General features: G+C 60.9%; 21 protein-coding genes. All 21 read left to right on the top strand.

Annotated elements, in window-relative coordinates; genetic code table 11:
• Positions 1–4: 4 nt before the first annotated feature.
• The 21 genes from PseAD21_RS10950 to PseAD21_RS11050 all read left to right on the top strand — a co-directional run bounded on the left by PseAD21_RS10950 (position 5) and on the right by PseAD21_RS11050 (position 16929).
• Positions 5–433 (top strand): phage tail protein, encoded by a 429-nt coding sequence (locus tag PseAD21_RS10950; protein WP_102355679.1) that lies wholly within the window; start codon positions 5–7, stop codon positions 431–433.
• Positions 434–534: 101 nt separating this feature from the next.
• Positions 535–720, top strand: a complete 186-nt coding sequence (locus PseAD21_RS10955) for a hypothetical protein (protein ID WP_007964321.1) — start codon at positions 535–537, stop codon at positions 718–720.
• 2 nt (positions 721–722) lie between these two features.
• Positions 723–1889, top strand: a complete 1167-nt coding sequence (locus PseAD21_RS10960) for a phage tail protein (RefSeq protein WP_102355680.1) — start codon at positions 723–725, stop codon at positions 1887–1889.
• A complete protein-coding gene (locus tag PseAD21_RS10965) occupies positions 1889–2395 on the top strand; it encodes a phage major tail tube protein (protein WP_102355681.1) in 507 nt (168 codons plus the stop codon). Before PseAD21_RS10960 ends, PseAD21_RS10965 begins: the two co-directional genes overlap by 1 nt.
• Before the next feature lie 157 nt (positions 2396–2552).
• Positions 2553–3134 carry a phage tail assembly protein gene (locus PseAD21_RS10970; RefSeq protein ID WP_102355682.1) on the top strand — a complete coding sequence of 194 codons (582 nt, stop codon included), beginning with the start codon at positions 2553–2555 and terminating at the stop codon, positions 3132–3134.
• Between the two features lie 128 nt (positions 3135–3262).
• Positions 3263–5515: a phage tail tape measure protein gene (locus PseAD21_RS10975; protein ID WP_102355683.1), complete on the top strand. Its 2253-nt coding sequence runs from the start codon at positions 3263–3265 to the stop codon at positions 5513–5515.
• Positions 5512–5895: a phage tail protein gene (locus PseAD21_RS10980; RefSeq protein ID WP_102355684.1), complete on the top strand. Its 384-nt coding sequence runs from the start codon at positions 5512–5514 to the stop codon at positions 5893–5895. The genes PseAD21_RS10975 and PseAD21_RS10980 overlap by 4 nt, the downstream gene beginning before the upstream one ends.
• On the top strand, positions 5888–6100 hold the full coding sequence (locus PseAD21_RS10985; RefSeq protein ID WP_102355685.1) for a tail protein X: 213 nt from the start codon (positions 5888–5890) through the stop codon (positions 6098–6100). The genes PseAD21_RS10980 and PseAD21_RS10985 overlap by 8 nt, the downstream gene beginning before the upstream one ends.
• A gap of 9 nt (positions 6101–6109) precedes the next feature.
• Positions 6110–7138, top strand: coding sequence for a phage tail protein (locus PseAD21_RS10990; protein WP_102355686.1), 1029 nt, complete (start codon positions 6110–6112; stop codon positions 7136–7138).
• 148 nt (positions 7139–7286) lie between these two features.
• Positions 7287–7871, top strand: coding sequence for a hypothetical protein (locus tag PseAD21_RS10995; RefSeq protein ID WP_102355687.1), 585 nt, complete (start codon positions 7287–7289; stop codon positions 7869–7871).
• Positions 7868–8050 (top strand): DUF2635 domain-containing protein, encoded by a 183-nt coding sequence (locus PseAD21_RS11000; RefSeq protein ID WP_003222219.1) that lies wholly within the window; start codon positions 7868–7870, stop codon positions 8048–8050. The genes PseAD21_RS10995 and PseAD21_RS11000 overlap by 4 nt, the downstream gene beginning before the upstream one ends.
• A complete protein-coding gene (locus tag PseAD21_RS11005; protein WP_102355688.1) occupies positions 8050–9546 on the top strand; it encodes a phage tail sheath subtilisin-like domain-containing protein in 1497 nt (498 codons plus the stop codon). The genes PseAD21_RS11000 and PseAD21_RS11005 overlap by 1 nt, the downstream gene beginning before the upstream one ends.
• A 67-nt stretch (positions 9547–9613) precedes the next feature.
• On the top strand, positions 9614–9961 hold the full coding sequence (locus PseAD21_RS11010; protein WP_007964335.1) for a phage tail tube protein: 348 nt from the start codon (positions 9614–9616) through the stop codon (positions 9959–9961).
• On the top strand, positions 9958–10254 hold the full coding sequence (locus tag PseAD21_RS11015; RefSeq protein ID WP_003222226.1) for a phage tail assembly protein: 297 nt from the start codon (positions 9958–9960) through the stop codon (positions 10252–10254). Before PseAD21_RS11010 ends, PseAD21_RS11015 begins: the two co-directional genes overlap by 4 nt.
• A 130-nt stretch (positions 10255–10384) precedes the next feature.
• Entirely contained in the window at positions 10385–12073 is a 1689-nt protein-coding gene (locus PseAD21_RS11020; RefSeq protein ID WP_102355689.1) for a phage tail protein, read from the top strand.
• The gene (locus PseAD21_RS11025; protein ID WP_102355690.1) at positions 12060–13295 is read left to right on the top strand and encodes a DNA circularization protein; all 1236 of its coding nucleotides are present in this window, start codon (positions 12060–12062) and stop codon (positions 13293–13295) included. The genes PseAD21_RS11020 and PseAD21_RS11025 overlap by 14 nt, the downstream gene beginning before the upstream one ends.
• Before the next feature lie 3 nt (positions 13296–13298).
• Positions 13299–14342, top strand: coding sequence for a phage baseplate assembly protein (locus tag PseAD21_RS11030; protein ID WP_102355691.1), 1044 nt, complete (start codon positions 13299–13301; stop codon positions 14340–14342).
• Positions 14343–14398: 56 nt separating this feature from the next.
• Positions 14399–14908, top strand: a complete 510-nt coding sequence (locus tag PseAD21_RS11035; RefSeq protein ID WP_083366843.1) for a phage baseplate assembly protein V — start codon at positions 14399–14401, stop codon at positions 14906–14908.
• Positions 14908–15306 (top strand): phage GP46 family protein, encoded by a 399-nt coding sequence (locus tag PseAD21_RS11040; protein ID WP_102355692.1) that lies wholly within the window; start codon positions 14908–14910, stop codon positions 15304–15306. Before PseAD21_RS11035 ends, PseAD21_RS11040 begins: the two co-directional genes overlap by 1 nt.
• Complete coding sequence (locus tag PseAD21_RS11045) at positions 15296–16342, top strand: baseplate J/gp47 family protein (protein WP_102355693.1); 1047 nt, start codon at positions 15296–15298, stop codon at positions 16340–16342. Before PseAD21_RS11040 ends, PseAD21_RS11045 begins: the two co-directional genes overlap by 11 nt.
• Entirely contained in the window at positions 16330–16929 is a 600-nt protein-coding gene (locus tag PseAD21_RS11050; RefSeq protein WP_102355694.1) for a YmfQ family protein, read from the top strand. Before PseAD21_RS11045 ends, PseAD21_RS11050 begins: the two co-directional genes overlap by 13 nt.
• Positions 16930–16935 lie beyond the last annotated feature (6 nt).

Consider the following 16935-nt stretch of genomic DNA (forward strand, 5'->3'; position numbering starts at 1 on the left):
AAATATGCGTTACTACAGCAAGTCGACAGGTTGTACCTATCTTGAAGGTATTCACAAAGAGATGCCGGCAGACGCAGTATTGATTACTGAATCACGGTTTGCCGAGGTTTTGGGCACATCCAGTCCTGGCAAAGTTCGCAGCCATGACTCGGAGGGGCTCCCAATTTGGGTTAATCCGCCAGAGCCCACGGTAGAAGTATTAGCTGCCGAAGAGCGTGTGTGGAGAGATTTGGAGTTTGAAAGAGTCAAATGGTTACGTGAGAGACATCGTGACCAAGTCGAAATTAATCAGCGGCCTACTCTAGCTCCAGAACAGTTCAGCGAACTCCTGTTTTTCCTTCGTAGCCTGCGTGATTGGCCACAATCGCCCGATTTTCCATCCAAAGATTCACGCCCGGTAGTACCGGCCTGGATCGCCGAACAGCCCGAATAAACGCCCCGCACTCCGGCGCGTTTTCTTATCCGCCCAATACATTCAACACCCGCCAAAGCCCCTCCCCACGAGGGGCTTTCCCGTTTATGGAGAAACGAAAAATGGCAACCCGCCAAACCTACACCGTGCTCGTTCCATTCCCCACCGGCGGTGGGCACTGGTCGAGCGTCGGTCAAGACCTGGATCTGCTCGACGTCGAGGCCAGTGCCCTGCACAGCGCCGGTCGACTGGAACTGAAAACACCCTCCACCCAGGCCAAAAAGGCCGCTGCCAAGAAGGCTGACTAACCATGGCTGAGGTTTTGAACTTCGAGCACAACGGCATTACCGTCAATGCCACCGAATCCCCCGAGGCCATGGGTGGCCTGGGTGACAACGTCATCGGTCTGGTCGGCACCGCGCCGAAAGCCGATCCGCTGATTCCGCGTAACGCACCGTTCCGCATCAACAGCTTCACCACTCACGCGCTGCTCGATCCGACCGGCGCCGAAGAGGGCACCCTGTATCACGCGGTTTACCAGATCCTCAAAGTGGTCAAGGTGCCGGTGTACGTAGTGATCGTCGAAGCGGGCGCGACCCCGGCCGACACCGTCAACGCGGTAATCGGCGGTGTTGATCCAACCACCGGCCGCAAACTGGGTCTGGCTGCACTGGGCAGTGTCCCGGAAGACCTGACCATCATCGGCGCGCCGGGCTTCACCGGCACCAAAGCGGTGGCCAGCGAGTTCGCCTCGTTCGGCAAGCGCATCAAGGCCCGCGTGGTGCTGGACGGCAAGGACGTATCCGTTGCCGATCAGGTGCTTTACAGCCAGGAACTGGGCGGCGCTGATCTGGGTTTCGACCGTTGCCTGGTAGTGCACAACATGCCGGCCGTGTACTCGAAAGCGGCGAAGAAAAACGTCTTCCTGTCGCCTTCCAGCCTGGCGATTGCCGCGTTGGCCAAGGTCAAACAGTGGGAGAGCCCGGGCAACCAGGTGACCTACGCCGAAGACGTGTCCCGTGTCGTTGAGTACAACATCCTCGACACCTCCACCGAAGGCGATCTGCTCAACCGCTACGGCGTCAGCTACTACGCCCGCACCGTGCTCGGCGGGTTCTCGCTGCTGGGTAACCGCTCGATCACCGGCAAGTTCATCAGCTACGTCGGTCTGGAAGATGCGATCAGCCGCAAGCTGGTCAAGGCCGGCCAGAAAGCCATGGCCAAGAACCTCACCAAATCCTTCATGGATCAAGAGGTCAAGCGCATCAACGACTGGCTGCAGACCCTGGTCGCCGACGAAACCATCCCTGGCGGCAGCGTGTACCTGCACCCGGAACTCAACAGCGTCGAGAAGTACAAGAACGGCACCTGGTACGTGGTCATCGACTACGGCCGCTACGCGCCGAACGAACACATGGTTTATCAACTCAACGCCCGCGATGAAATCATCGAGCAGTTCCTGGAGGACGTTCTCTAATGTTTACCAACCGCGTAAGACAGGCCATCGCGGCCACCCTGCAAGGCCTGCCGTTGTCGGCGACCGTTGAAGAATTCACGCCGCCGAAGATCGACTTCGAGATGGAGAACATGACGGGCGGGCGCTTCATCGTTGAGGAAATGGCCAAGAGCGCCAAGGCGCTGAATGCCACGCTCAAGCTGCAAGGCACCGGTGCTGAAGTGTTGCTGGCGATGGGCGTGAAACTGGGCGACGACATCCTGCTGAACGTGCGTGAAGCCGGTCAGGATCAGGACGGCAACACCTGGTTCACCTACCACACCATCGGCGGCAAGCTCAAAACCATGGGTGAAGACGCAATCAAAATGGGTGGCAAAGCCCTGACGACACTGGACTTCTCCTGCCGCACCTACAACCGCCTGGAAAACGGCATCCCGGTGATCGACATCGACGTGCGTACCCAGAAGTTCGTGCTCAACGGCGTCGACATCCTCGGTGATGCGCGTCGTGCGGTGTTGATGCCGTAACCCACGGCACAGCACAAATCCTGTAGGAGTGAGCCTGCTCGCGATGAGGTCAGCACATGCAACATCAATGTGCTTGAAAGACCGCTATCGCGAGCAGGCTCACTCCTACAAGGGAATAGCGATACCTCCTAAAAAAGAATCACCAAGGAATTCATACATGTCGTGGATGCCACCCAAGCATGACCTGCTGTCGCCGATCACCGGTGACGACGGCGCGCAAATCGAGCAGATCCAGCTCAAGCCGCTGTTCTACGCCGCACAGAAAGAAGCGCTGGAACGCGCCGGCGATGACGAAGACGACCAGTTCTTCGAACTGGCACTGCTCGCCACCGGCCTGTCGGTCAAGGAACTCGACCAGCTCAAACGCCCGGACTACGTGAGCATCGCCCAGTACGTGCACGAGATGTCGACCCGTCCGGCGTCGTACTTTCTGGAGCAGGTCGAGGACGCGGAAAAATCCGCCGATCCCGACCAGGTGCAACTGCTGCAACCGCTCGCCGTGACCGGCCGCACCGTGACCTCGCTGTCGCTGGAAATGCCCGCACTGCGCGCCACCAAGGTGATGAAGAAACTGAAAACGGCCAAGGAACGCGCCGAATTCATCACTGCCCATTGCACCGGTCTGATGATCCCCGATCTTGCCCAGATGAGCGTCCCTGACTGGACCCAATTGCAGGTGCGCATCGACGATTTTTTAAACCAGCCGGCGGCCTACTTTCGGAACGCGACATCGAAGTAATCCTCGATATCGTCCCGCTCATTTACCCGGTAAGTGAGGCGGAGATTCTGGAATGGGACGCCGAAAAGGCGTTGCGCCGCTACGACATAGCGATCACTCGCCTTGGCGTGAAACAGGAGTAGAGCGGCATGGCAGATGATAACTATGCGTTGACCTTCGCTGAGATCAATCAAGAGACCAGGGAATTGAGCACGGCCAGCAAGACAGCCGCCTTAATGGTCCCGACGATGTCTGCAGCAGCACCTGCGTCGAACCTTGACGGTGGGATCGCCGGGCTAAGCCTGGCGCTGGCCGATGCCACCAGCGAGTTGCGCAATCTGACCGCCGAGCAGGTTCAGCTCAGGGATGTGTTGGGGTCGATACACGCTGTGCTGATTTCACAGCGCTCGCTGCAACAGTCTCTCAATGACCGGCCAGCACTAGCGGGCAGCGCGGCCGTGGGAGCTGAGTCGAAACCGTCAGGCGTCAATGGCGCAACGCAACCTTTCAAATACCTGCAGCCAGCGATCAACCTTGATAGCGCGATGGCGCGACTGGGACGGGTTGCAGGCGTTGAGGGCGATCAACGCGATGCGTTGCGGGTGTCGTTGGAGAAAATGGCCGCCGAGCGCAAAGTGGCAGCCGGCGGTACCACGGTGCTGGATCTGGCAGGCGTGATGTATGCCGGTGTCAAGGGTGGAGTTGGCAGCGAACAGAAGAATGAAGCCGCTCGGCAAAAAGACCTCAGTGATTTCACTCGAGACACTGGCATCACGGCCACAGCCTTTGAGATGAAGGCGCCGGATGTTGCGGATCTGCTGATCGGCTGGCGCACCTCAATGGGGCTCGACCGAGCAAAGACCCTCGACCTCGCCGATGCCACCAGCGTGCTGGGAAGCCGATTGAGTGCCACGGTGGCTGACATTGGTTCGATCCTCAGCAACTACGGCGCTTCGGCAAAAGGTGCGGGGCTGAGTCCCGAACAGACTGCGGCTTTTGCTGCGGCAATGCTCAATGTCAACGTCAACAGGGCTGACGCCGGAGTGGCACTGGAGAAGATCACCACGACGCTGGCGTTGGGCGACAACGCATCAGTTAGTCAGAAAGCGGTGATCGCTCAACTCGACCTCGATCCAAAGTCCCTCGCTGCGCAAATGCAAGGGGATGCCCCCGGCGCGATTCTCAAGGTGCTTGAGGCGCTGAAGACAAAATCCCCCGAGCAGCAAGCCAGCCTGGCGATGACGCTTTTTTCGATCGACCAGCCGGTTGTGAAAATGCTCGAGCGCAGCGCTGATGTGCGAGGTGCATTTGATCTCGTCAAAGATAAACAGCAGTACGCATCTTCGGCGCGAGGCGAGGAGGGCGGGGCAGTCAATCAGGCTGCGCGGGCACTGTCTGATACGTCGCAAACGGGCTGGAACATTTTCACCGCTCAGAAAGATCGTCTCTTTAGCTCCGCTGGCGCTGCTGTGCTGGCTGATTTTGACAGGCTCACCGGGGTGATGGCTTGGGCGACTGATGGCTTGAGCAGCATGGCTGAAGAATCACCGGAGCTCGCGCGTACGTTGATTTTGAGTATTGCCGGTATTAAGGGCGTGCAGGTCGCTGGGTCGATGCTGGCCAAGGGCATTAGAGGAACGACAACCACTATCGACAACCTCAAGTTCGTCGGCACAACTGCCATATCCTGGGGTTCCGCAGCGCTTAACGGTGCGAAGGCTTGGGGGGGCGTTGCGCTGAACAATGCCAAGACTTGGGGGTCCGCTGGGCTTAACAATGCCAAGACTCTGGGATCCGTTGCGCTTGACCGAGCTAAATACCTGACATCCGGTCCAGGCCGAAGTCTGGTCAGTCAAGGTGCCCGTATCGGTCGTGTAGCTGGCCCTCTGAGTATGCCGTTGATGATGCTCGACTCCGGTATGGACGTGGTCAACGGCTTGCTCGATGCCGATGGCAAACAAACAGCTAGAGGAGCGGGCGGCCTGGTGGGTGGGGTTGCTGGAAATTACCTGGGGGCGCGCGTTGGTGCCTTCCTGGGGGCTTTCGCCGGTCCTGCCGGGGCACTTGTCGGTGGAGGGGTTGGCGGAGCAGCTGGCACCTACTATGGCAATCAGTGGGGAAGCGCATTGGGTGAAAAACTCGCGACGCCTGCACCGAACCAACTCGCCCCGCCGGTAGAGGTTGCCAAAGAACTGCCGAGCGCGCAGACGCAAAACCAGCAAGTCACCTTCTCCCCACTGATCCAGGTCACCTGCCCGGCGCCAGATACTGCCGAGCAGATTCGTACGATCATCGGCCAACAACTGAGCGGGCAATTCCACGGCCAGTTCCTGCCGCTGTTGACCAACACCCCGCTCGCCCCCCGCCGTGACGCAGCCCTGACCGATGGAGTCGCCACATGAAACAACAAATGGCACTGGGCAGTTTCATCTTCGGCCTCTCGCGCAACTTCGCTTACAGCACGCTGGCGCGAAAGTCCGACGGTGGCTGGAGCGACATACAGATCCTGACCAGCAAACCGAAGTCCAGTCAGACCGGGCAGAAAGCGGAGACGCTGACCATCAGCGGCACCTCGATGTATGCCGTGGCCATGGATCGACTCGATGAATTACGCGCACTACAGGCACTGCGTGTGCCGCTGCCGTTGATTGACGGTATCGGTCGCAACTGGGGCCTGTGGCGGATCAACAGCATCGACGAGAACCAGAGCGAGGTCATCGATGACGGCACCGCGATGGTGATCAAGTGGGTGGTCGGATTAACGGAGTTCAACAATGCGTAAGGTACGAAGCGTGGCCGGTGATTCGGTGAATCTGCTGCTCTACCGCGAAACCGGGCGCAGTGATGACGCCGCCGAAGAAGCCCTGTGGAAACTCAATCCGAGCCTGGCTGAACAGGGGCCGGTGCTGCCCGCCGGGGTCTGGGTCGTACTGCCGGAACTCGATTCGAAATCGGCCACGATCAAGCCGCTGACGGCCTGGGATTAAGGAGGACGCATGGCACTGGGTTTTACCCCGGCGATAAGACTCTACGGGGCCCATTCGGCCCTGCTCAATCAACGCCTGATCAGTTGGGAGCACATCGACGCTGCCGGTTTCGAGTCCGATCAGTTGACCTTGACGATTGATCTCGAAGGCCTTGAGGGGCTGCCGAACCTGGGCGGGAAAATCGGCCTGGAGGTCGGTTATCTGGAATCGGGACTGGTCGACAAGGGCCAGTTCAAAGTGACGCGCCTGACGCCGACGCTGTTCCCGTTTCGCCTGACACTGGTGGCCACTGCGGCGCCGTTCAGCAAGGATGATGAGACGGGCTTCAAGCAACGCCGCACGGCCAGTCATGGCCCGACCACATTGGGTGCGCTGTTTCACGAACTGGTATCGCTCCATGGCTTCTCACCGCGCGTCGCTCCCGAGGTGGCGATGATCAGGATCGAGCACATCGACCAGTCCAACGAAACTGACATGAGCTTTCTGACGCGCCTCGCGAAAAAGTACAACGCGGTGACCAAACCCTACGACAACGTGTACGTGCTGGCCCGTCCCGGCCAGACCAAGTCGTTGTCGGGCCAGGTGCTGGCGGACGTGACTTTATCGGTGACCAGTAACAATCGCCCTGGCGATCACGCGTTCATCAGCGCCACGCTGGAGGAATCTGCCCGCGAGCAGACCAAGGGTTGCAAGACCTGTTTCTGGGATGGTGCGGCAGGCGTCTTGCGCTGGATCGAAACCGGGCTTGCGCCGTTCAAGACCATCCGCCAGAAGCAACCCAACGAAGCCGATGCCATCGCCGTCGGCGAGGGCGAAGTGCGCAAGATGCTGCGCCAGAAGTACAAGGTGAAGATCACCTGTCCCGGCGATCCACGGCTGTCGGCCGAAGGCCTGGTGCGGCTCGATGAGACCTGGCCGGACTTCATGCGCGGACGCTGGTCGATCGACAAGGTCACGGCCAGTGGCAATCGCGAGAACAGCTATCGCTGCGTGATCGATGCATCGTGCCTTGACCCCAAGGCCGAGTCCAAAGACTGATTCCGCAGCGACACGAATCCCTTGTAGGAGTGAGCCTGCTCGCGATAGCGGTGCCATAGTCAAAATCAATGTGTCTGACCCACCGCCATCGCGAGCAGGCTCACTCCTACAGGGGCCTGTGGTCATTTTCATAATCTGGAACACCACCATGAAGATCACCCCGATCCTCACGCAACTGCGTGCGCAATGCCCAGGCCTTGCCAATCACATTGCGGTGGGTGTCGATCTGGCCTTGCTGCAAGGCAATGCCGATCTGCCGACACCTTCGGCCCATGTGCTGCCGCTGACTGATGAGGCCAGTAACAGCACCGCGCAAAACCTCACCGCTCAACCGATCCGCGACCGCTTCGAAATCGTCCTGGCGCTTGACGCCAGCGACGGCACAAAAGCGCTGGATCTGTTGCACGACCTGCGCGCCGAATTGTGGCGCGCGCTGGTGGGGTTCAAGCCGGGCACCGACTACAGCGCCATCGTTTATGACGGCGGCGAAATGGTCTCGATCAACAGCAGCCGCGCCTTCTATCGGCTGCGCTTTTTTGCCGAGTTCCAGCTCGGCCGCAATCTGCCCAGTCAGCCTGCGGAAAGCTGGCACGAACGTGAACTGGACGGTTTGTCGTCCTTTACCGGGGTCACCGTGCGGGTCGACGCGATCGACCCGGCCGACCCCAACCTGAAACACCCGGGCCCTGACGGGCGCGTGGAACTGACTTTCTCTGGAGACGTAACCCCATGAGCAATCGCATCACCGTACTGCCGGCCGCTGGCCGTGCCGTGCCTGACCCGGAAGCGGGCGATCTGCTGCCCCTCGAAGGCCGTGAAGTGCTGGACAGCGCCTGGTGGCGCCGACGTCTGGCCGACGGCGATATCACACTCAAAACCGCAAAAGCGGCTAAACCACAGGGAGCCAAATAATGGCGATCGGATTCAGCAACATCCCCGCGGACATTCGTGTACCGCTGTTCTATGCCGAAATGGACAACTCGGCCGCCAATAGCGCGAGCTCGACCCTGCGTCGTTTGATCGTCGCTCAGGTCAACGACAACATCGCCCCGACCGAAGTCGGCAAACTGGTACTGGTCTCCAGCGTTGCGCTGGCGAAAAGCATCGGCGGTCAGGGCTCGATGCTCGCCTCGATGTACGAGACCTTCCGCAAGGCCGACCCGATCGGTGAGATCTGGTGCCTGCCGCTGCACAACGCTGAAGGCGCGATCGCCAAAGGCGTGCTGACCCTGACCGGCACCGCGACTCAGGCTGGCGTGCTCAACCTGTACGTCGGTGGTGTGCGTGTGCAGGCCACCGTGGTTAACGGTGCCACCGCGGCTCAGGCGGCCACTGCACTGGCGCAGAAAATCAACGCCACGGCCGATCTGCCGGTGAGCGCTGCCGCTGCCGAAGGTGTGGTCACCCTGAACGCCAAATGGACTGGCGACAGCGGTAACGACATCAGTCTGCAGTTCAATCGTCTGGGCAAGAGCAACGGCGAAGAAACCCCGGCCGGCCTGACCACCGCCATCACCGCCATGACTGGTGGCGCCGGCGTGCCGGACCAGGTGGCTGCGGTTGCCGCACTGGGCGACGAGCCCTTCGAGTTCATCGCACTGCCATGGTCGGACCTGTCGACCCTCAACACCTGGCAAGCCGTCATGGATGACAGCACCGGTCGCTGGTCGTGGGCCAAGCAACTGTTCGGTCATGTCTACAGCGCCAAGCGCGGCACCGTCGGCACGCTGGTCGCCGCAGGCCAGGCGCGTAACGATCAGCACATGACCATTCAGGCGCTGGAACCGGGCGTACCGCAACCGTTCTGGGTACAAGCTGCAGCACTGGCTGCGCGCACTGCGGTGTTCATCTCCGCCGATGCCAGCCGTCCGACCCAAAGCGGTAGCCTGCCGGGCGTTGACCCTGCACCGGCGAGTGAGCGTTTCACCCTGACCGAGCGTCAGTCGCTGCTCAACTACGGCATCGCCACTGCCTACTACGAAGGCGGTTACGTGCGCATCCAGCGTTCGATCACCACCTACCAGAAGAACGCTTATGGCCAGGCCGATAACTCCTACCTGGACAGCGAAACCATGCACCAGTCGGCGTTCATCGTGCGTCGTCTGCAAAGCGTGATCACCAGCAAATACGGTCGCCACAAACTGGCCTCCGACGGCACCCGTTTCGGCGCCGGCCAGCCGATCGTCACCCCGGCGACCATTCGCGGAGAGCTGATCGCGCAGTACGCCAAGCTGGAGTTGGAAGGCCACGTGGAGAACGCCGAGCTGTTCGCCGAGCACCTGATCGTCGAGCGCGACGTGCAGGACCCGAGCCGCGTGAACGTGCTGTTCCCGCCGGATTACATCAACGGTCTGCGCGTGTTCGCACTGCTCAACCAATTCCGCCTGCAGTACGACGACGCGGCTTGATAACCGCGTTTGGCCGTAAGCATTCAGCCCACCTCGCGTGGGCTTTTTATTTGAAGGGAGTAACACCATGGGTCAAGTGATTGCAGGCACCTGCTACGTCAAAGTGGACGGTGCACAACTGACTATCAACGGCGGCTGCGAAGCCCCGCTGATGGCCGTCAAACGCGAAACCGTCGTACCGGGTTTCTACAAGGAAACCGACGTCGCGCCATCGTTCAAAGTGACCGCGCTGCACACCGCCGACTTCCCGCTGAAGAAGCTGATCGAAGGCACCGACATCACTGTCACCTGCGAATTCAGCAACGGCAAAGTCTACGTGCTGGCCGGCGCTTACCTGGTTGAAGAACCTGTTTCCAAAGGCGATGACGCCACCATCGAGCTGAAGTTCGAAGGCATCAAGGGGACCTGGCAATGAGCGGCGCCGTGAAGCTTCAGGTTGCGATCGAAGCTCACGGCGAGCCCCTGACCGAACTCGTCCTGCGCCGTCCGACGGTGCAGGAAGTGCGAGCGATCAAGGCGCTGCCGTACAAGATCGACAAGAGCGAAGAAGTCAGCCTCGACATGGACGTGGCGGCCAAATACATCGCCGTGTGCGCCGGTATTCCACCGTCGTCGGTCAACCAGCTCGATCTGGCTGACCTCAACGCGCTGAGCTGGGCCGTTGCGAGTTTTTTCATGAGTGCGGCGTCGGAGCCATCACCGACCTGATCGCAGTCGCCTATGACCTGGCCTGGTTCTGGAAGGTTGACCCCGAACAGATGATGGCCAGGCCACTGGATGTGCTCCGCGAATCGCTGGAGCACGCGCAACGGATCAATGCGATGCAGCAGGTGCAGTGATGGCAGACGAAGAAAAGCAAGTGAAAACTCCGGTGCTGATCACGGGCATCGATGAACTGTCGCCAAAACTCGGCGCCCTTCGGGCAAAGGTCGAGAGCTTCAAGAAAAACCTCGAGCAGACTGGCCTCGGCAAACTGGATATCAGCGGTCTGTTCAAGGGCGGCAGCGTGATCACGCCGTTCGTGGACGGCATCAAATCGGCGGCGGCGTTTCAGGGCAAATTGACCGAAGTCAGCGAGACGGCGAAAACCGTCGACCTGCCCTCCGCGCCGAAAGTCGCTGCGCAGAACATGAATGTGTTCAGTGCTTCGATGGAGAAGGTTTCCAATGCGGTGAATGCCGCGCTGGTGCCGGCGGTCGGTGCCGTGGTCGTTGGACTTGAGCCGATGCTGACCGGTTTCGGTAGTTTGCTCGATGACAACCCGGAACTGGTGCAGGGCCTGGCGGCGGGGGCGATCGCGTTTTCGGCGATGCAAACCGCCGTGGCCGGTACGACCCAGGTGTTCGATGTGATGAGCATGGTGATGAAGGCCAATCCGATCATGCTGATTGCCACCGGCATTGCCTTGGCCGCCGGTTTGATCGTGGCTTACTGGAAACCGATCTCGACGTTTTTTATCGGGCTCTGGCAGAAAATCGCTCCGGTGGTGATGCCGATGGCTGAGTTTTTCAAGACGATGTTCAGCTACACGCCTTTGGGGATGTTGATCAGTAACTGGGGGCCGGTCACCGAGTTTTTGGCCGCATTCTGGCGAGGTCTCAAGGCCCTAGCGGTGCCCGTGATCGAGTTCTACAAATCGATGTTCGCCTGGACTCCTCAAGGGATGATCCTCAACAACTGGGGGACAATCAGCCCGATATTTGCGGCAATTTTTGGGCGCATCAAGGAAAACGTGGCCTCGACCTTTGCGGCCCTGAAGGAGGGTTTTGGCTGGACGCCACTGGGCCTGATAGTGAATAACTGGGGGCCCGTCACAGGGTTGTTCGCGGCCATCTGGGACTTGCTGGCAGCGCTGGTTGTGCCACTCAAGGAGACGTTGCGCGGGATCTTCAACGACTACATTCCGATGGACAGGATCAACGAACTCTGGGGCCAGGTGCCTGCGTTCTTTGCCGAGAAAACAGAATCCATTCGTGCGGTGATGATGGCGCTGGGCGCGATTTTCGGCCTGCCGTTCATGGGTTCACCGCTGGAAATGTTTGATTTGAAGTGGTCGCCGCTGACCGATCGTATCCGTGAGTTTGCGGACAAAATCGAGTCGTACATGGCGCCGATCAGGGAAATGCTCGGTGGCAGCTTCGGCGGGTTTGTCACCAAGATTACCGGCAAGATCGAAGGACTGTCCGAAGCTCAGAAGAAAACCAATGCCGAAGGTAAGGGTGAGCTCGCGCCGGCGTTCTTTGGCGGCAACAGCGAGTCAGCGTCGAATGCATTGTCGGGCTCCGACATTGCTCAGGATAAACCTGCTCTGCAGGGCGGCTCACTGTCGCAAACCTCCAGCGCGCTGATCCAGCAAAGCGCCGCCAACAATCGTACGCAACTCGAAGGCGGCCTCACGGTGAGCTTCGTCAATGCTCCGCCCGGGATGCGCACCGATCAACCGCAAAGCAATCAACCGGGCCTGGCGCTGTCATCGCGCATCGGCTATCGCTCGCTGTCGGCAGGAGGTTCCAATGAACTGGCGTGACCGTTTGTTGCCGGCATCGTTTCGCGGTGTCGGGTTCTGGATCGATCAGGCGAAAACCCCGGTCGGTCGCAAAGGTCAGTTGCACGAATATCCGCAACGCGACCTGCCGTATTTCGAGGACCTTGGCCAGCAGGCCAAGACCCACGACCTGACGGCCTTCATCATCGGCACCGATTGCCTGGAGCAGCGCGACAAGCTGCTCAAGGCGTTGGAGCAGGGCAGTGGCGAACTGGTGCACCCTTGGCTGGGACGCCTGCAAGTCAAGGTCGGCGAATGCGACATGACCCACACCCGCCAGGACGGCGGGCTGGTGACCTTCAGTCTGAAGTTCTACCCCGACCGGCCGTTGCCGTTTCCGACCGCCACTGTCAGTACGCAAAAAGTCCTGTTGGCCAAGGCTGACACGCTGCTGGGTTCGGCGGTGGCGCGCTTCGAACAGGCGATGACGCTGATCAAGGCTGCGCGGATCGGCATCGCCAATCTGCGCAACAGCCTGACCGGGGTTTATGAGGTGATCAAAGAGCAACTCAAACCGCTGATCGAGCAATACCGGCAGATCACCGAACTGGTCAAAGCCGTCAAGGAATTGCCCAAGGAAGTCGCCGCGGAGTTCAAGGGCTTGCTCGGCGATATCAAGGAGCTGAAGGCGTTCGCGAAGGAGGGCTACCGTGGCGTGATTGCCGACGTGTCCCAACAACTCGAAGCCATTCGCAAGGCTGATGCACCGAAGATCACCACCGGCAAGGACACCAATGCGGCGGCGCAAGCCATGGCCGATCTGGTGCAGGACACGATGCTGGTCAAAGTGGCGCAATGGGTGGCGTCGATGCCGGTGGCGACAACGCCGGTGAAGCTGCAATCGACACCCACGGTAGGGCAGCAGGCGACAAGCCCGGTGACCCGTCAGGAAGTCCCGGTCAGTGACGACATGCAGGCATTGCGTGACGCCGTGGCGGTGGCGATCAATCCGATGCTGGACAAGGCCGACCCTGCACACTTCCAGGCGATCAGCGACGTGAAAGAAGCGTTGATTGCGCACCTCAAGGCGGTGGCGTCGTCCGGTGTGCGACAGGTCAGCAAATCGTTCCAGGAAAGTTTTCCGGCACTGGTGGTGGCCTACAAGCAATTTGGCGATGCGACGCGGGTGAACGAAGTGACTCAACGCAATGGCATCACCCATCCGGGGTTTTCGCCCAACGATGTGAAAGTGTCGGGAGAGTGAGCCATGAGCGAGATGGATAACCGCGTCACGTTGACCGTCAACAACATGGAATACGGCGGCTGGAAAAGCGTGGAAATCACTGCTGATCTGGAGCGCCAGTTCCGCACTTTCAAACTTGACATCACCTGGCAGTGGCCAGGGCAGACGGTGGATCAGCGGATCAAGCCGGGTGACCCCTGCGAAGTGAAAATCGGCCAGGACCTGGTGCTCACCGGCTACGTGTTCAAGGCCCCGATCAGCTATGACGGGCGCCAGATCAGCCTGAGCATTGAAGGCAGTTCCAAGACCCAGGACCTGGTCGATTGCGCGGCCACCAACCGGCCCAATCAATGGCAGGAGCAACCGTTGCTGAGCATCGTTCAGGCGCTGGCCATGGACTACTCGCTGATGGTGGTCAATGAGATTCCCGAGACTGCGCGGCTTGCCAAACACACCATCGTGCCGGGCGAAACGGTGTTCCAGTCGATCGACCGGTTGCTCTCGTTGTTCCGGGTGTTTTCCACCGATGACGCGCAGGGCCGGCTGGTATTGGCCAAACCCGGCAGCGGTGGTCGGGCCAGTGATGCGTTGGAGCTGGGCAAGAACATTCTGTCGGCCAACGCGCCGATGGATCAGAGCCAGGTGTTCTCCGAATACCGGGTGATCGGCCAGCAGAAAGGTTCGGACAAGAAGAGCGGGGCGGCGGTCAGCGAGGTTGAGTCCAGCGCGGCCGACCTGAGCTTCAAACGTCGACGCACCACCATCATCAACGAGGGCACTGCGCTGACGTTCGAACTGGCCCAGCAGCGCGCCCAGTGGGAAAGCGCCACCCGCATGGGCCGGGCGCAGACCACCACCTATCAGGTGCAGGGCTGGCGCCAGTCCAACGGCGATCTGTGGCGCCACAACACGCTGGTCAAGGTCACGGATCCGGTGCTTGGGTTTGATGGCGACATGCTGATCTCCAAGGTCACTTATTCGCTATCGGCACAAGGCTCGGTGACCACGCTGCAAGTGGCACCGCCGCATACCTTCGATCCAGATCCAACACCCCCGAAAAAAACCTGAGCCTGACTCCGAACCCACATTTTGTCCGTGTCGGGTCTGCTCCTTGAGGACAAATCATGAGCCTACTGACACGCCTGCTGGCGCGCGGCACTGTCGTGCTCGCCAACTCGGCATCCAAGCTGCAATCGCTGCAAATGCGCCTCACCGCCGGCGAGGTGAACGACGACATGGAGCATTTCGAACCCTACGGTTTCACCAGCAACCCGCTGGCCGGCGCCGAAGGCATCGTCACGTTTCTCGGTGGCGATCGCTCCCACGCCATCGCCCTGGTAGTCGCCGACCGCCGCTATCGCTTGCAGTCGCTGGCCGCCGGTGAAGTGGCGATCTACACCGACGAGGGCGACAAGATTCACTTCAAGCGCGGGCGGATCATCGACATCGAAACCGCCACGCTGAACATCCGCGCCAGCAGCGCTGTGAACTTCGACACGCCGGTGATCAACCAGACCGGCAAGATCGTCTCCACCGGCGATCAGCTCGCCGGTGGCATCAGCCAGATCAAACACGTGCATGTGGGCGTGCAGGCCGGTAGCGGCCAGACCGGTGCGCCGGCAGGAGGCAAATGATGTTCATCAGCCAGAACCTCCACGCCGCACTGACCCGCGCCGTGCTCATCAGCCTGTTCACCTGGCGCCGCGCCGCCGATGACGACGCCCTCGACGACGAGGAGCGCTTCGGCTGGTGGGGCGACACGTTTCCCACCGTTGCCGACGACCGCATCGGCTCGCGGCTGTGGCTGCTGCGCCGGGTCAAGCTGACCCGACAGACCCAGATGGACGCCGAGTTCTATGCCCGCGAAGCCCTGCAATGGCTGATCGACGACGGCCACTGCAGCGCCATCGACATCATCAGCGAACGCCTCGACGCCCAGCGCCTGAACCTGCGCACGGTCCTGACCCTGGCCGACGGCGAACGTCTGGACATCAACCCCGATAACAGTTGGCAGGTGATCTATGCCGTTTGAAACCCCTTCGCTGCCGGTGCTGATCAAGCGCACCCAAAGCGACCTGGCCGGCGATTCGCTGCGCCAGTCCGATGCGCAAGTGCTGGCCCGTACTCTCGGTGGCGCCGCTTTTGGCCTGTACGGTTATCTCGACTGGATTGCCGAGCAGATCCTGCCGGACAAGGCCGACGAGTCGACCCTGGAGCGCATCGCCGCCCTGCGCCTGAACCAGCCACGCAAACCGGCGCAAGTCGCCACCGGCAGCGTCAGTTTTACCGCGACCGCCGGTGCGGTGCTGGATGTCGATACGCTGCTGCAAGCGAGCGATGGCCGCACCTACAAAGTCACTGCCGCGCGCACCACCGTCAATGGCAGCAACAGCACCACTATCGCGGCGCTGGATGCTGGCAGCCTGGGTAATGCCGACGCCGGACTGGCGCTGACCCCGGTGCAGCCGATTACCGGTGTCGTCGGCAACAGTTTTGTGGTGCTCGCCCCCGGCCTCAGCGGTGGCGTAGCGCGGGAAAGTCTGGAGTCGCTGCGCTCGCGGGTGATCCGTTCCTATCGCGTGATCCCGCACGGCGGTTCGGCCAGCGACTACGAAACCTGGGCACTGGAAGTGCCGGGTGTGACGCGGGCCTGGTGCCGTGGCGGTTTGCTCGGGCCGGGCACGGTGACGGTGTTCATCATGCGTGACGAAGACCCGCAACCGGTGCCCAACGATGAGCAACTGGCGGAGGTTCAGGACTACATCGAACCGCTGCGCCCGGTGACGGCGGAAGTGCATGTGCAGCGGCCGATTCAGGTACCGGTGGTGTATCGCTTCAAGAGCGTCAATCCGGACACCACTGCCGTGCGCGCCGCCGTCGAAGCGCAGCTGCGCGACCTGCACAACCGCGAGGCCGATCTGGGTGTGCCGCTGCTGATCAGCCATATCCGCGAAGCCATCAGCAGCGCCGGCGGTGAGTACGATCACACGCTGACCGCACCAGCCGCTGACGTGCCTGCCGGGCAAAGCGAACTGCTCACCTTCGGAGGTTGCGTATGGGGGGCATAAGAACCGCCGCGCAATACCAGGCGCAGCTGCGCGCGCTGCTGCCGAGCGGTCCGGCGTGGGATCCGGAACGCGTGCCGGAGCTCGAGGAAGTGCTGCAAGGCGTCGCCGTCGAACTGGCGCGCCTCGACGCCCGTGCCGCCGACCTGCTCAACGAGATGGACCCGGCGGGCGTCAGTGAACTGGTGCCGGACTGGGAACGGGTGATGGAGTTGCCCGATCCCTGCCTGGGCGCCACACCGCTGTTCGACGACCGCCGCCTCGCCGTGCGCCGTCGTTTGCTCGCGGTCGGCAGTCAGGCGGTCGGTTATTACCTCGACATCGCCAAAAGCCAGGGCTACCCCAACGCCACCATCACCGAACACGAAGCCCCGCGCATGGGCCGCTCGCGTTTCGGCGCGGCGCACTGGGGCACCTGGGAAGCGCAATTCATGTGGACGCTCAACACCGGCGGCCGCTTGCTGCTCGGCCGGCGTTTCGGCGCGAGCTACTGGGGCGAGCGCTTCGGCGTTAATCCGGGGTCAGCGCTGGAATGTTTGATTCACCGCAGTGCGCCGGCGCATACCAAGGTGCACATCAACTATGACTAGGAAGGA

It is taken from the genome of Pseudomonas sp. AD21, assembly GCF_002878485.1.
Lineage (GTDB): Bacteria > Pseudomonadota > Gammaproteobacteria > Pseudomonadales > Pseudomonadaceae > Aquipseudomonas.